Origin of the sequence: Sulfitobacter aestuariivivens (assembly GCF_014763045.1) — a bacterium.
GTDB classification, from domain to species: domain Bacteria; phylum Pseudomonadota; class Alphaproteobacteria; order Rhodobacterales; family Rhodobacteraceae; genus Sulfitobacter; species Sulfitobacter aestuariivivens.
On sequence record NZ_JACTAG010000003.1, the window covers coordinates 184,475 to 197,860 of the forward strand.

General features: G+C 57.2%; 20 protein-coding genes. 13 read left to right on the plus strand and 7 right to left on the minus strand.

What is annotated here, in order from left to right; all coding sequences use genetic code 11:
* Window positions 1–201 precede the first annotated feature (201 nt).
* The gene (locus H9Q16_RS18765) at window positions 202–408 is read left to right on the plus strand and encodes a cold-shock protein (protein WP_191077010.1); all 207 of its coding nucleotides are present in this window, start codon (window positions 202–204) and stop codon (window positions 406–408) included.
* Between the two features lie 404 nt (window positions 409–812).
* Here the strand turns inward: H9Q16_RS18765 and H9Q16_RS18770 are convergent.
* Both H9Q16_RS18770 and H9Q16_RS18775 read right to left on the minus strand, forming a co-directional pair.
* A protein-coding gene (locus tag H9Q16_RS18770) for an IS3 family transposase (protein WP_191077011.1) occupies window positions 813–1,972 on the minus strand; the annotation gives its coding sequence in 2 pieces (ribosomal slippage) (window positions 813–1,723 and window positions 1,723–1,972; 1,161 coding nt in all).
* A 271-nt stretch (window positions 1,973–2,243) separates the two neighbouring features.
* The gene (locus H9Q16_RS18775; RefSeq protein WP_216859503.1) at window positions 2,244–3,734 is read right to left on the minus strand and encodes an adenylate/guanylate cyclase domain-containing protein; all 1,491 of its coding nucleotides are present in this window, start codon (window positions 3,732–3,734) and stop codon (window positions 2,244–2,246) included.
* A gap of 302 nt (window positions 3,735–4,036) precedes the next feature.
* Between H9Q16_RS18775 and rplB the strand changes: the two genes are divergently transcribed.
* The 6 genes from rplB to H9Q16_RS18805 all read left to right on the plus strand — a co-directional run bounded on the left by rplB (window position 4,037) and on the right by H9Q16_RS18805 (window position 7,226).
* Window positions 4,037–4,879, plus strand: a complete 843-nt coding sequence (rplB, locus tag H9Q16_RS18780; RefSeq protein ID WP_191077012.1) for a 50S ribosomal protein L2 — start codon at window positions 4,037–4,039, stop codon at window positions 4,877–4,879.
* Between the two features lie 2 nt (window positions 4,880–4,881).
* Window positions 4,882–5,160, plus strand: coding sequence for a 30S ribosomal protein S19 (rpsS, locus tag H9Q16_RS18785; protein WP_025059469.1), 279 nt, complete (start codon window positions 4,882–4,884; stop codon window positions 5,158–5,160).
* Window positions 5,157–5,537 (plus strand): 50S ribosomal protein L22, encoded by a 381-nt coding sequence (gene rplV, locus H9Q16_RS18790; protein WP_191077013.1) that lies wholly within the window; start codon window positions 5,157–5,159, stop codon window positions 5,535–5,537. Before rpsS ends, rplV begins: the two co-directional genes overlap by 4 nt.
* Window positions 5,537–6,244 carry a 30S ribosomal protein S3 gene (gene rpsC / locus H9Q16_RS18795; protein WP_191077014.1) on the plus strand — a complete coding sequence of 236 codons (708 nt, stop codon included), beginning with the start codon at window positions 5,537–5,539 and terminating at the stop codon, window positions 6,242–6,244. Before rplV ends, rpsC begins: the two co-directional genes overlap by 1 nt.
* A gap of 10 nt (window positions 6,245–6,254) precedes the next feature.
* Window positions 6,255–6,668: a 50S ribosomal protein L16 gene (gene rplP, locus H9Q16_RS18800; RefSeq protein ID WP_025048094.1), complete on the plus strand. Its 414-nt coding sequence runs from the start codon at window positions 6,255–6,257 to the stop codon at window positions 6,666–6,668.
* A 360-nt stretch (window positions 6,669–7,028) separates the two neighbouring features.
* Window positions 7,029–7,226 (plus strand): hypothetical protein, encoded by a 198-nt coding sequence (locus H9Q16_RS18805; RefSeq protein WP_191077015.1) that lies wholly within the window; start codon window positions 7,029–7,031, stop codon window positions 7,224–7,226.
* Between the two features lie 13 nt (window positions 7,227–7,239).
* On the opposite strand, the gene H9Q16_RS18810 is transcribed toward H9Q16_RS18805, so the two are convergent.
* From H9Q16_RS18810 to H9Q16_RS18830, 5 genes are all read right to left on the minus strand, one after another.
* On the minus strand, window positions 7,240–7,824 hold the full coding sequence (locus H9Q16_RS18810) for a hemerythrin domain-containing protein (protein ID WP_191077016.1): 585 nt from the start codon (window positions 7,822–7,824) through the stop codon (window positions 7,240–7,242).
* A complete protein-coding gene (locus tag H9Q16_RS18815) occupies window positions 7,821–8,408 on the minus strand; it encodes an NYN domain-containing protein (protein ID WP_246455867.1) in 588 nt (195 codons plus the stop codon). Before H9Q16_RS18815 ends, H9Q16_RS18810 begins: the two co-directional genes overlap by 4 nt.
* A gap of 35 nt (window positions 8,409–8,443) precedes the next feature.
* On the minus strand, window positions 8,444–9,064 hold the full coding sequence (locus H9Q16_RS18820; RefSeq protein ID WP_191077017.1) for a TIGR02466 family protein: 621 nt from the start codon (window positions 9,062–9,064) through the stop codon (window positions 8,444–8,446).
* 148 nt (window positions 9,065–9,212) lie between these two features.
* Entirely contained in the window at window positions 9,213–10,553 is a 1,341-nt protein-coding gene (locus H9Q16_RS18825; RefSeq protein ID WP_191077018.1) for a calcium-binding protein, read from the minus strand.
* Window positions 10,554–10,642: 89 nt separating this feature from the next.
* The gene (locus tag H9Q16_RS18830; protein ID WP_191077019.1) at window positions 10,643–11,074 is read right to left on the minus strand and encodes a hypothetical protein; all 432 of its coding nucleotides are present in this window, start codon (window positions 11,072–11,074) and stop codon (window positions 10,643–10,645) included.
* Window positions 11,075–11,300: 226 nt separating this feature from the next.
* On the opposite strand from H9Q16_RS18830, the gene rpmC reads away from it, so the two are divergent.
* From rpmC to rpsN, 6 genes are all read left to right on the plus strand, one after another.
* Window positions 11,301–11,507: a 50S ribosomal protein L29 gene (gene rpmC, locus H9Q16_RS18835; RefSeq protein ID WP_191077020.1), complete on the plus strand. Its 207-nt coding sequence runs from the start codon at window positions 11,301–11,303 to the stop codon at window positions 11,505–11,507.
* Between the two features lie 12 nt (window positions 11,508–11,519).
* Window positions 11,520–11,759 (plus strand): 30S ribosomal protein S17, encoded by a 240-nt coding sequence (gene rpsQ, locus H9Q16_RS18840; RefSeq protein ID WP_191077021.1) that lies wholly within the window; start codon window positions 11,520–11,522, stop codon window positions 11,757–11,759.
* Between the two features lie 72 nt (window positions 11,760–11,831).
* Complete coding sequence (rplN, locus tag H9Q16_RS18845) at window positions 11,832–12,200, plus strand: 50S ribosomal protein L14 (protein ID WP_039523372.1); 369 nt, start codon at window positions 11,832–11,834, stop codon at window positions 12,198–12,200.
* A 2-nt stretch (window positions 12,201–12,202) separates the two neighbouring features.
* Complete coding sequence (gene rplX, locus H9Q16_RS18850) at window positions 12,203–12,508, plus strand: 50S ribosomal protein L24 (RefSeq protein WP_191077022.1); 306 nt, start codon at window positions 12,203–12,205, stop codon at window positions 12,506–12,508.
* Window positions 12,508–13,062 carry a 50S ribosomal protein L5 gene (gene rplE / locus H9Q16_RS18855; protein WP_191077023.1) on the plus strand — a complete coding sequence of 185 codons (555 nt, stop codon included), beginning with the start codon at window positions 12,508–12,510 and terminating at the stop codon, window positions 13,060–13,062. Before rplX ends, rplE begins: the two co-directional genes overlap by 1 nt.
* A 17-nt stretch (window positions 13,063–13,079) precedes the next feature.
* Window positions 13,080–13,385: a 30S ribosomal protein S14 gene (gene rpsN, locus H9Q16_RS18860; RefSeq protein ID WP_191077024.1), complete on the plus strand. Its 306-nt coding sequence runs from the start codon at window positions 13,080–13,082 to the stop codon at window positions 13,383–13,385.
* Window position 13,386 lies beyond the last annotated feature (1 nt).

Consider the following 13,386-nt stretch of genomic DNA (forward strand, 5'->3'; position numbering starts at 1 on the left):
AAGGGCACTTGAGCGGCGGGGGGTCGCTTAACCCTACGTCTTTGGATTTGAGTGCTTGCTATCTGTCGCGCAAAGGCGCAGAGGGTACAGGCAACGTTACCTCTATCGGCATTACTGCTCCTTCACGGCTCAGTCTTTCGATCTTGAAAATGACTTAGCCGACCTGCCGCATTCCGCGGGCAGAAAATAAGGAATACGATAATGGCTTCAGGTACTGTAAAATGGTTCAACACCACTAAAGGTTTTGGTTTTGTCGCTCCCGATGGGGGTGCCAAGGACGTGTTCGTGCACATCTCTGCCGTTGAGCAAGCCGGTCTGACCGGTCTGTCCGATGATCAGAAGGTGACCTTCGACATCGAAGCGGGCCGTGACGGCCGCGAGAGCGCGACGAACATCAAACTGGCGTAAGCCTGTTTCAGAGATTTGGGGAAGGGCGTGCCGCAGGGCGCGCCCTTTTTCGTTTGTGGTGAAAAAGTGGTTAATGCCGCGTTTCGGCGAGGAGCCCGAATCAGAGGGAAACGCCTTGTTAACAAGGTAAAGGGCGATGCGGTATCGCGTCGGTATGACGTCGGTATTGCGTCGGTGTTTTTGCGGTGCCGGGCCGGGTTAACGGGGCGTGCGGTGGTGCGCGGACCGATGAATGCATCCGAGGGCTTTGGCGGCTCTTTTTCCCTGATCACCACAAGCGAGGCGGTGTCTGCCCGCGGAAAGGCGCTCCCGATATTGGCTGATGCCACATTGGGGTGGCCAAACACTTGCCACATGAGTGTAACACGCGACGCCAGCTGACCTGCCCCCCAAGGCTCCCTCAGTTATAATGAGAGTTTGCGGGTTTGTTTTTCATATTCTTCGTCGTCAGTTTGGGCAAGCGCGTCGTGCGCGGAGCCCTCAAATTGCTCATGCGCTCGACGCGCTTCAGCGGGTGTTTGGTTTTCCAGTGATGAGTGCGGTCTGACGTGATTGTAATCGTACCGCCAAAGCGCCAACTTGCGGCGGGCATCGTCCAGGCTGTCGAACCATTCTTCGTTCAGCAACTCGTCGCGTAGGCTGCCGTTGAATGACTCAATGAAGGCGTTCTGCTGCGGCTTTCCCGGATCGATGTAGTGCCACTCGACATCGTTCTCATTCGCCCATTTCAGGATGGCACGACTTGTGAACTCGGTCCCGTTATCGCTGACAATGCTGGCGGGTTTGCCGTAGATCCGAACAAGCGCATCCAATTCACGGGCGACACGCGCACCAGAGATGCTGGTATCGGCCATGAGGCACAGGTTCTCACGACAGCAATCATCATTCACTGCCAAAATGCGGAACTTGCGCGACGTACCAAACGTGTCTGACAGAAAGTCCAACGACCAGCGCTGGCCCGGCCGTAGCGCCACTGGCATCGGCGTGCGCGATCCGCGCGCCCGTTTTCTCCCTCGGCGTCGCCTGACGCCCAGCTTTTCTTCTGTGTACAGGCGATACAGCTTCTTGTGGTTCATGATCATGCCTTCGCGTTCAAGCATCACACCAATCCGCCGACAACCAAACCGGCGGCGTTTATTGGCAATCGCCTTCATCTCTTTGCGAACTTCAGGATTATCCGGCAGTTTGTCGCGCCGGACGGTCTTGGGATCGACACCAACAAGCCTGCACGCCCGACGTTGCGAGATGTCATGATCCCGCATCGCTTTGCGTGCTGCAGCCCGTCGCATGTTCGGTGTCGTCAGTTCTTTCCCAGCAAATCCTTCAGCACGACGTTGTCCAGCATTGTATCGGCCAACAAACGCTTCAGCTTCGCGTTCTCGTCAGTGATCGCACGCAGCTTCGCCGCATCCGATACTTCCATGCCGCCATACTGTGCCTTGAACTTGTAGAATGTCCCTTGGCTGAGACCGTGCTTGCGGCACACATCCGCAGTCGGCATCCCTGCTTCCTGCTCTTTGATCATCCCGATAATCTGGGCTTCGCTAAACCGGCTCTTTCGCATCTGTTTGCTCCTTCGAAAGGTTGAGCAAACTCTACATCAAAGTGAGGGAAGTTTCGGGGGGCAGGTCACAGCCAAAGCGCCAGCCCTGTCGCACCAAATGCGCGGCAATCATTAATGCACGCTACAGGCGTGACGCGGGATGTCGCTGTCCGACGTGCTTTGCCCTTGACGTTGAGTTCAGTCTGAATGTGTAGAAGTCCATTTTGAGCCCATTTTGCAACTCGGGGCGGGAAATTCGAAAGTCTACGTTATGGCATTGCCGTGGTAGTCACTATTTGACTTCATACATAACCCATTCTCCGGGAACGCCCTTCAACTCGCGACTCCCCAGTGCGACAAATTCAAGGCCGGAACCGACGACCAAGTCTTTTACGGTTTGTGAGCACATAATGGTTTGTGGTTCTGCCTCCGACATTATTCTCGCGGCAATATGAACTGCGAGGCCGCTCAGGTCTTCGCCACGTAGTTCGCATTCACCCGTGTGTACCCCTATCTGGCATTGCAAACCCAGCCGCTGGACATCTTCGCTGATCATTTTTGCGCATTCGATGGCTCTCGTTGGCCCACTGAAGGAAATCAGATAACCGTCGCCTGTATGTTTGATCCTGATACCGTCAAACGAAGCGATCCTACGATCTACATTGAAGTCAAGCTGTTCAAGAATGCTCTTCCACCTGTCATCACCCATAGCAGCAAGGTGATTTGTCGACCCGACGATGTCGAGAAACATGACTGTTCTCAGAGCTCTGGTGTAAGATGAACTGGAAGTCTCACCACTCACAAATTGCTCAATCTCGGCGATTAGCCGATCCTGATCGCCATACCATACGATATGATCATCTCCGGGGATAACTCGCAATTCGGCTTTTGGAATGTTGGCTGCAAGATATCGCGCATGGAAAATTGGACACCATTGATCGTCTTCACGGTGCAATATCATGGTCGGCACTTGGATAGTTTGCAGGATATCGCGGTAGTCTATTTGATAATTCATACGGGTAAAATTCTCAGCAGTACGAGGGCTAGCTGAGTAACGCAAATAAGCAGCGTACCACTCCGCAGCAGAGTGATCTTTCGATATACTCGGCGCACCGCTTAACAGAGCGAAAGGTTCCCCCCAATTCTCTATGAAACCGGCAATCTCCGCTTCGGCCTCGTCTTTTTGGAGCCCATAAGGATAGTCTTCCGCCCACTGGTACTTTGATCTGCTGCCATTCAATATCAAATGACTAACGCGCTCCGGAAATGTCGCCGCAAACACCGATGACATCGCGCCGCCTTCCGACACGCCAAACAAAACTGCGCGTTCTGAGCCAACCGCATCCAGCACGGCATTGATGTCTTCGGACCGTTGCTCCAGTGTGGCAACACCGACGTCTCGATCAGACATACCGGTACCGCGTTTATCAAACACAATAACACGTGCCCGTTGGCCAAGTTTTTTCAGGAAACGCGAGTAGTCAGGACTTTCCCACCCGTACTCGACGTTTGTCAGCCAACCAAGTGCGAACAGCAAATCAAATGGTCCATCTCCAAAAACTTGGTAGGCGATATTCAGTTCACCGCACTTCGCATACTGTGTCTTGGGTCGTTTCATATTGTCCCGTCGCCTTATCCGGTTTGCCAGCTCCGAACCCTTGCTCTCACTTTGGTTTAAATGTCCGTCCATTGCAAAGCGGTCATCGGCGCAAGTCCAGAGAAAGCGCGGTTTGTCCGCAAAGCCGCCGTACCGCCCTTCAATGCAGCAAGAATTACCGGTCATATATCCACTGCGTTAGAAAACTGCGCAAATATGCGGGCCATTTGCCTTGACCCTACCCGCCCCACACCCTAAACGACCCCATCGGCAAGGCCCCGGATTCGTCCGGGGCGTTTGTTTTGGGCGATTGCCGGGGTGAACCCCGGCCTACGCTCAGCGGGACGGTCGGGGGTTTCCGGCATCCCGGATATGCGGCGTAGGTCGGGCTTCAGCCCGGCTTGGGCGCACCAAACCGGGCACCTACGGGGGCCTATAACATAGCCAGCCACGTGCTGGCGCTACATAGCTAACGGAAGAAAGCAAACATGGCACTCAAGTCGTATAAACCGACGACGCCGGGCCAGCGTGGGCTGGTGCTGATCGACCGTTCGGAGCTTTGGAAAGGCCGCCCGGTCAAGTCCCTTACAGAGGGCCTGACCAAGAATGGCGGACGGAACAACACCGGACGGATCACAATGCGTCGCAAAGGCGGTGGGGCAAAGCGCCTTTACCGTATCGTTGATTTCAAGCGCAACAAGATGGACATGTCCGCTGTTGTCGCCCGCATCGAATATGACCCGAACCGGACCGCGTTTATTGCGCTGATCCAGTATGAAGATGGTGAGCAGGCCTATATCCTGGCGCCGCAGCGTCTGGCCGTCGGTGACAAGGTCATCGCCGGTGCGAAGGTCGACATCAAGCCGGGCAACGCGATGCCGTTCTCTGGCATGCCCATCGGGACGATCATCCACAACATCGAGATGAAGCCCGGCAAGGGGGGTCAGATCGCCCGTGCCGCCGGTACTTACGCCCAGTTCGTGGGCCGTGACGGTGGTTATGCTCAGATCCGTCTGAGCAGTGGCGAGCTGCGTCTCGTGCGTCAGGAATGCATGGCCACCGTTGGTGCCGTGTCCAACCCCGACAATTCGAACCAGAACTACGGCAAAGCGGGCCGCATGCGTCACAAGGGCATTCGCCCGTCTGTGCGTGGTGTGGTGATGAACCCGATCGATCACCCGCACGGTGGTGGTGAAGGCCGGACCTCTGGTGGTCGTCACCCGGTTTCCCCGTGGGGCAAGCCAACCAAGGGTGCCAAGACCCGTAACAAGAACAAAGCGTCCAGCAAGCTGATCATCCGCTCGCGGCACGCCAAGAAGAAGGGGCGTTAGATATGTCTCGTTCCGTATGGAAAGGCCCTTTTGTTGACAGCTATGTCCTCAAGAAGGCAGAAGCGTCGCGCGAGAGCGGTCGTAACGAAGTGATCAAGATCTGGTCGCGCCGTTCCACGATCCTGCCGCAGTTTGTGGGTCTGACTTTTGGCGTTTACAACGGCCACAAGCACATCCCCGTCAACGTCAGCGAAGAAATGATCGGTCAGAAGTTCGGTGAGTATTCACCGACCCGGACCTATTACGGTCACGCTGCCGATAAGAAGGCGAAGCGCAAATGAGCAAGGATAAGAACCCGCGCCGCGTGGCGGACAATGAGGCACGCGCCAAGCTGCGCATGCTGAAAACGTCGCCGCAGAAACTGAACCTCGTTGCTGGTCTGATCCGTGGCAAGAAGGTGGACAAGGCCCTGACGGACCTCACCTTCAGCAAAAAGCGGATCGCGCAGGATGTGAAGAAGTGTCTTCAGTCCGCGATTGCCAATGCCGAGAACAACCACAACCTCGACGTCGACGAATTGATCGTTGCAGAGGCTTATGTCGGCAAGAACCTGACCATGAAGCGTGGTCGTCCACGTGCCCGTGGCCGGTTTGGCAAGATCATGAAGCCGTTTGCCGAAGTCACCATCGTCGTGCGTCAAGTTGAGGAGCAAGCATAATGGGTAACAAAGTCAACCCGATCGGCATGCGCCTGCAGGTCAACCGCACCTGGGACAGCCGCTGGTATGCAGACACCAAGGATTATGGTGATCTGTTGCTGGAAGACATCGCCATCCGCGCCTTCATCAAGGAAGAGTGCAAGCAGGCCGGTGTGGCCCGTGTGATCATCGAGCGTCCGCACAAGAAGTGCCGCGTCACGATCCACACAGCCCGCCCCGGAGTCATCATCGGCAAGAAGGGTGCAGACATCGAAGGTCTGCGTCAGAAGATTGCCAAGATGACCTCGAGCGAGTTGCACCTCAACATCGTTGAGGTTCGCAAGCCCGAGCTGGATGCCGCACTGGTGGGTGAGAGCATCGCACAGCAGCTGGAGCGCCGGGTGTCTTTCCGTCGCGCCATGAAGCGTGCCGTGCAGAACGCCATGCGCATGGGTGCCCTGGGCATTCGTGTGAACCTTGCGGGACGTCTGGGTGGCGCAGAGATTGCGCGCACCGAGTGGTACCGCGAAGGTCGCGTGCCCTTGCACACCCTGCGTGCGGATATTGATTACGCCCATGTCGAAGCCGAGACTGCCTATGGCATCATCGGTATCAAGACATGGATCTTCAAAGGCGAGATCATGGAACATGATCCTGCCGCACGTGATCGCAAGCACCAGGAACTTCAGGACGGCCCGGCACCTCGCGGTGCAGGCGGTCGGCGTTAAGGAGTAGATCATGCTACAGCCAAAACGGACGAAATTCCGCAAGCAGTTCAAAGGCTCTATCAAGGGTCTGGCGAAGGGCGGGTCTGACCTGAACTTCGGCACCTACGGGTTGAAAGCACTGCAGCCTGAACGCGTCACAGCGCGTCAGATCGAAGCGGCACGTCGTGCCATGACGCGTCACATGAAGCGTCAGGGCCGTGTCTGGATCCGCATCTTCCCGGATGTGCCCGTGACCTCCAAGCCCGTCGAAGTGCGTATGGGTAAGGGTAAAGGTTCCGTGGATTTCTGGGCGGCCAAGGTCAAACCTGGCCGGATCATGTTCGAGATCGACGGTGTGAACGATGACATTGCGCGTGAAGCGCTGCGTCTGGCGGCGATGAAACTGCCGATCAAGACGCGGGTTGTTGTCAGAGAAGATTGGTAAGTGGCGGGGTAAACCCCGCCCTACGCCGGGTGTTCGTGCCCGTCGATGCTTGAGAGATTGAGGGCCCCTGCTGAGAGATCAGCGGGGGCTTTCGTTTTTGTGTCGGGCGAGATTGCGATCCGGGCCTGTGGGTAGGGTGGGCAATGTGTACACCACTGCGTGAGGATTTTGTGAAGCTGGGTGCTGCGTCCCTGAGGATCATAGAGTTGCGCAAATAAAATGGCATAGCGAACCCGTCAGATCGCCATTCACCGACCGGCGATGCTCAGCTTTTGGTGATCGCTCTGGCCTTTGGGTCTGCCCGTCTTTACCATCCGTGATGCGCACTGTCGTTCCGCCAAGGCAAAAAGGATACCCCCCATGAAACAAGTCCCCAAGCCCACCACCGATGAAGATCTGATCCAAGCCTTTCTCGACAAGGGTGGCGAGGTGAAGAAGGGCAAGACCAAGCCGATGCCCGAAGGGTTGGGGCTCAGCAACAACCAGTGGGGCAATAAGCTGACCAAGGAAGAGAAGGCTGCCGTCAAGGCACTGGAAGAGGCGGCCAAGAAGGCCTGACCGGGAGTGGTTTTCACACCATGACGCCGTAGACCCCCAGCGCTTCTTCGAGGGCAGTTTCCTCGTAGTGAAAGTGTGATTTCACGACCTTGACCAATTGCTCGAAAATCGCGGTCGCCTCGCCAAAGGTGGCCGCGTCGGGGGTGGCTGTAAGCGTGTGGGAAACGGCGGCCAGTCTTTCGAGAAGTTCGTGCACGACTTTGTGTTCGGCCCGCAGGCGGTCCACTACGGCGCGCATGGCGTCTGATCCCCGGGCGTGGAGTTGGGGAAAGATCGACTGTTCCTCGATATTGTGGTGCATGGTCAGCACATGGCATTCCTGCCCGCATAGCGTGCCAAAGGCGCGGAAGTTCTGCGCCATTTCAGCATTAAGCACGATTTGGACCAGTTCCGCGGGCGGTGCATCCCCGGCTTTGATCCGATGCAGGACCTGTGCGATGCGCGACAGATCCATCAGGTAGTGGCGGTGGATGGCGGCAAGGTGGCGACCGGGCCCGCGCTGTGCGTCGTCTGCCTGCGCGAACCGGGGCCGGTCAGGGCGCTTGGTGCTGTCGACGGTCAGGTCGGCCAGCGGTACGTCACGCAACGGGTCACTCATGCGGCTTTGCGTCCTTTTTCCTGGGGCATGCGCAGGTGGATTGCGCCGTCGCGGTAGCTGCCCGGGATCAGGAAGCCGGGTTTGTTTATTGCCGGATAGTCCGAAACCCAGTCGCGGTAACGGTCGTTGGTCACCACGCGGGCGTTCATGTCTGATGCAGCCTTGAGGATCAGCGGGTCGGCCGGGGTGCCCTTGGGGGCGATCATCACCCGGTCCGAGGAGATCTTGAGCCTGCGCGCCAGAGCGTCCGGGCCGCGATAAGCGCCATAAAGCTTGTAGCCCGCATTGGCGTCAAAGACTACGCCCACTGAGTAGCCTTCCGCGGCCAATCGGTTCAGCGTCAGCTTTACCGGACCAAGGCTGGGTGTTTCGTTGTCCCAATACATCACGTTTGAGCCGTCAAGGATGATCCGCTGTTTGTCTGCGCGCCAGTTGCGCAGGCGGCGGCGAAACATCAGGGTGCTTATCGCCAGTGCGATGGCGGCTATCAGCATGAGGTCTGCGTCCCGTGCGATCAGCAGCGCATAGTCCAGTACCACACCCCAGAGCACGAAGAAGCTGCCAGAGACGATCAGGCGCAGCATGGCCGGGTACCATTCAGGGGGCCGGGCATCTGGCGTCAGCCCCAGTTGTAGTTAAAAGAGACCGACAGGCGGTCGTCTTCGGACATGTTCATCGGCACCTCGTGGCGCAGCCAGCTTTCCCAGAGCAGGACATCGCCGACGCCCGGTGCGACATAGGCAAAAGCGCGGCGGTCTTCGGGGGCCTCTTTGGTGCGGCCCGGGGCGGCCATCATCATGGGCAGCCGGGGGTCTTCGAATTTGATCGCGCTCGCGCCGTCGGGCATGGCGACATAGGTGGTGCCGGAGATCACCGAATGGGGGTGAATGTGGCCGGTGTGGATGCCGCCTTCGGGCAGGATGTTGATCCACAGGCTGTCGAGCTTGAGGTGCCTGTCGCCCAGATCCAGGGCAAGATCGGCGGCAAAGGCCGCAACATGCGCATCGAGCGTTTTGACCAGATCGGCAAAGATCGGGAACCTATAGGGCAGATCGTCCAGCGAGGCATAGGAGGTATAGCCGGGATAGCCGTTGTCGATCGACCATTGCTGGCCTGCCTCATCGTCTTCGGCGATGGAATAGCACGAGGCCTCAAGCTCATCCGCGTTAATGGCGGGCGCGTGATCCGACAGCGCGGCGTGGTAAAGGCGGGTAACGAAGAGAGATTTGATATCGGGCATGGGTGGTCTTTAGCGCCAAGCGCCCCGGACCGCCAGATCAACCGACCTTATTGCGTTTCGACTTAACGTTGGATCGCTGCTGCGCTGAATTACCCTTAGGGCGACCGCGAAAAGCATGAGAAATGTCTCACGTCAAATTCGAAACGCCTCAGTGAAAGCCCAACAATTCAACACCAATGCTGGGGTTTGCCAATCGAATGTCCGCGACAGTCAAATTCTGGCCTCCGGTGATACGGGCGACGAGAACGTCGTTCACAATGAGATTGGCGCCGTTGCCATCGCTCCAGACGTTGATTTCGACCCCTGTGGGCACGTCGTCACCGCCTGAAGGATCGTCGATAAAAATGATGTCTTCGGCTGGATCAAAGTCCGTGATTTCGGACACGCTTGTGGAACTGGTACGATCAAGCGCGAAGGTGTCCGCACCTTCGCCGCCGGTCATGACATTCCCGTAGTTCGACACCAAAAGATCATCGCCCGCGCCTCCCAGCATCCTATTGGGCTGATCAATGGTGCCAATGCCCCCCGCGCCATCGCTGTACATGTTGTTGCTGGTACCTGTGGCGATGATCGTATCGTTGCCTTCCCCGCCGTCCAGCAGGTCAGGTCCGGTATTCAGGTTGGTGCCTCCTGAAATATAGTCGTCTCCCGCGCCGGCCATCACGGTTTCGGCGAAGTCTGAGGTTTGGATGAATTCATCGCCATCCGTGCCAGTCAAAGTACCGCCATTGGTCTCGATGATCACCTCAGCATCCGCGATGTCAGATGCGGCCGCGCCGAATATCGTGGTCAGCAGGATGTCTCCATAGTAGATGTCGACCCCAGAAGCATCAGCACGGTCTTGCAGGTTGAGCGGGCCCTGTGCTTCCCCCTGAACATTAACGACGATACGGTTCAGCGCGCTGTTGGGCGGGTCAAATCCATGTATCTCCCCAACTGATTCAGCGTCGGTGTTGAGGTGCAGAACATAGCTGTCAAGGCCGCCGCCACCGTAAACTGTGCTCTCGCCGGAGACGCTGAAGTTTTCATTGCTGCTGCCGCCGTAGATCAGATTGGCCCCTTCCGTATCGGCAAGGACACGCGCGCCGCCGTCGCCATTGACGATTGTGTCATCGCCTTCGCCGCCGAAGATGTCGTTAAATTCGTCACCGGCAAAAATCAGGTCGTCGCCCCCGCCGCCGTTCAGCGTGTCGGCCCCGTCCCCCATGGCGACAATCGTGTCATCCCCGGAGCCCGCAGCCACCGAGTCGTTGCCATTCTGGAGATCAAAGTAGTGCGGCACATCACTGTTCGCGGCGGTGAAGCTGTCATCGGCATTACTGCCGAGCACCATACCTTCCGGATCCGGCGGTGTCGGTTCTGCAGAAAGATCGGGTGCGGGTTCGTCAGGCTCTTCCGAAGGGTCCAATTCTGGCTCATCAGAGTCCCCGCCAATGGCGAAGGCCAGGGCCCCGAAACCAATGATTGCCAAGAGTGCGAATGGGCCCATGAGATTGGCCTTTCAAAACAGGATTGCTTGCTTCAACACTAGTCTATGATGCTAAAGAGCGTCAATTTCGGGGCGATTTAAAGATAAATCTAGAAAATCTGCTGTGAACGACGCGACAAAAAGAATCCATGCCCGTCTGCATTGCTGCATTTCAGTGTGTTGCGCGTGGCGTCACAGGTGATGTCGCCGAACCCTGATGACGTACCGGGTTTGAATTTGCCATTGCCTGGCCAGTTGTGGGTCCAGCTTTCCATGCAGAGCATGCGCACGGGGCCGGTGTCTGTGATGAAATAGCCATGGCCCCAGGTGAATGCGCAGTCGGCGGGCCGGGCAGCGGGCAGGGGACCCGAGCGCCTTTTGATATGACAGACCAGACTGGCGCGTGCTGGGTTGTCGCCCACTTCGCAATGAATGTTGTTGGCCGTGGTGGCTGCGATCCAGTTTTCTGCGCGCAGCGGTGTTGCCGCGAAAAGGATCATGAGCAGCGTGGCTGCGGGTGATCTAGGGAGCAAGCTGGTCATGGCCCATCATGCAACTTGTGGTGGTGGTTGGGCAAGGTGGTTCGGTGCCAGTCGGTATGGTGCAATCAAAGCAGGTTTCCGCCTTTGTTTCCTTGGCCGTTGCAATTCCCCACAAGGGGGTTGCGTGATGTCGTCAACCCTCCTATACGGCGCACTTCACCCCCTCCACCGGGATTCGGGTCACGCATGTATGCGGCCTGCCGGTGATGTTGAAAGGAAGATGGCCATGAAAGCCAGCGAACTGCATGACAAGACGCCCGACCAGCTTCGGGACGAGCTTGTGACCCTGAAGAAAGAAGCCTTCAACCTGCGTTTTCAGCAGGCCACCGGTCAGCTTGAGAACCCTGCGCGTCTGCGCAGCGTCAAGCGCGACGCGGCCCGTGTAAAGACCGTGTTGAACCAGAAGGCTGCTGCCGCAGCCGCAACCGAATAAGGAGAGCACAAAATGCCCAAGCGTATCTTGTCCGGCGTCGTGACCTCCGACGCGAACGAACAGACAGTCACCGTTTCCGTGGAACGCCGTTTCACGCATCCGGTTCTGAAAAAGACCATCCGTAAGTCCAAGAAGTACCGGGCCCACGATGAGAAGAATACGTTCAAGGTTGGGGACAGCGTCCGCATCATTGAATGTGCACCAAAATCAAAGACCAAACGTTGGGAAGTGCTGGAAGCCGCTGAGGCCTAAAGCACCTACCGCTAAATCGAAACCCTGGGGACATGGCCATGCATCGGCCCCCCAAAGGTCGGGAGAAACCAAATGATCCAGATGCAGACCAACCTGGATGTTGCTGACAACAGCGGCGCGCGCCGTGTTCAGTGCATCAAGGTCCTGGGGGGTTCCAAGCGTAAGTACGCATCCGTGGGCGACATCATCGTTGTCTCGGTCAAGGAAGCCATCCCACGCGGCCGCGTGAAAAAAGGCGACGTGCGCAAGGCCGTCGTTGTACGTACCGCCAAGGAAGTACGTCGCGAAGATGGCACCGCCATCCGCTTTGACCGCAACGCTGCGGTTATTCTCAACAACAACAATGAGCCCATCGGTACACGTATCTTTGGCCCGGTTGTGCGCGAGTTGCGCGGCAAGAACTTCATGAAAATCATCTCGCTCGCTCCGGAGGTGCTGTAATCATGGCTGCCAAACTGAAAAAAGGTGACACGGTCATCGTTCTGGCCGGCAAGGACAAGGGCAAGGAAGGCACGATTTCTTCTGTTGACCCGAAATCCGGCAAGGCCATCGTGGACGGCATCAACATCGCCATCCGCGCCACCCGTCAGAGCCAGGAAAGCCAGGGCGGTCGCATCCCCAAGGCGATGCCGATCGATCTGTCAAATCTCGCAATGAAAGATGCCAACGGCAAGCCGACCCGCGTCGGTTTCAAAATGGACGGCGACAAGAAAGTCCGTTTTGCCAAGACAACGGGAGACGTTATCTGATGGCTGATTATACACCCCGTCTGAAAGCCTCCTACAAGGACAGCATCCGTCCTGCGATGAAGGAAGAGTTCGGTTACAAGAACGACATGCAAATCCCGCGTCTGGACAAAATTGTCCTGAACATTGGCTGTGGTGCCGAAGCCGTGCGTGACAGCAAGAAAGCCAAATCCGCTCAGGAAGACCTGACCGCGATTGCCGGCCAGAAGGCGCTGACCACGGTTGCCAAGAAATCCATCGCGGGTTTCCGGGTACGTGAGGACATGCCGCTGGGCGCGAAAGTGACCCTGCGCGGTGACCGCATGTACGAATTTCTGGATCGTCTGATTACGATTGCAATGCCCCGCGTCCGCGACTTCCGCGGCGTATCGGGCAAGTCTTTCGATGGCCGTGGCAACTATGCCATGGGCATGAAAGAGCACATCGTGTTCCCCGAAATCGACTTTGATAAAGTCGACGAGACTTGGGGCATGGACATCGTGATCGCCACAACGGCGCAAACCGACGCTGAAGCAAAGAGCCTGTTGAAAGCTTTCAACATGCCCTTCAACAGCTGATCGGGAGGATATTAGATATGGCTAAGAAATCCATGATTGCACGCGAAAAGAAGCGTGAAGCCCTGGTCAAGAAGTACGCCGAGAAGCGCGCCGCGCTGAAAGCGATCATCAACGATCAGGAAAAGCCGATGGAAGAGCGTTTTCGCGCGTCCCTCGCGCTTGCGAAACTGCCTCGCAACTCCAGCGCTGTGCGTCTGCACAACCGCTGCCAGCTGACAGGCCGTCCGCATGCTTATTATCGTAAACTGAAAATCTCGCGTATCGCGCTGCGGGATCTTGGCTCTCAGGGCCAGATCCCCGGCATGGTCAAGTCGAGCTGGTAAG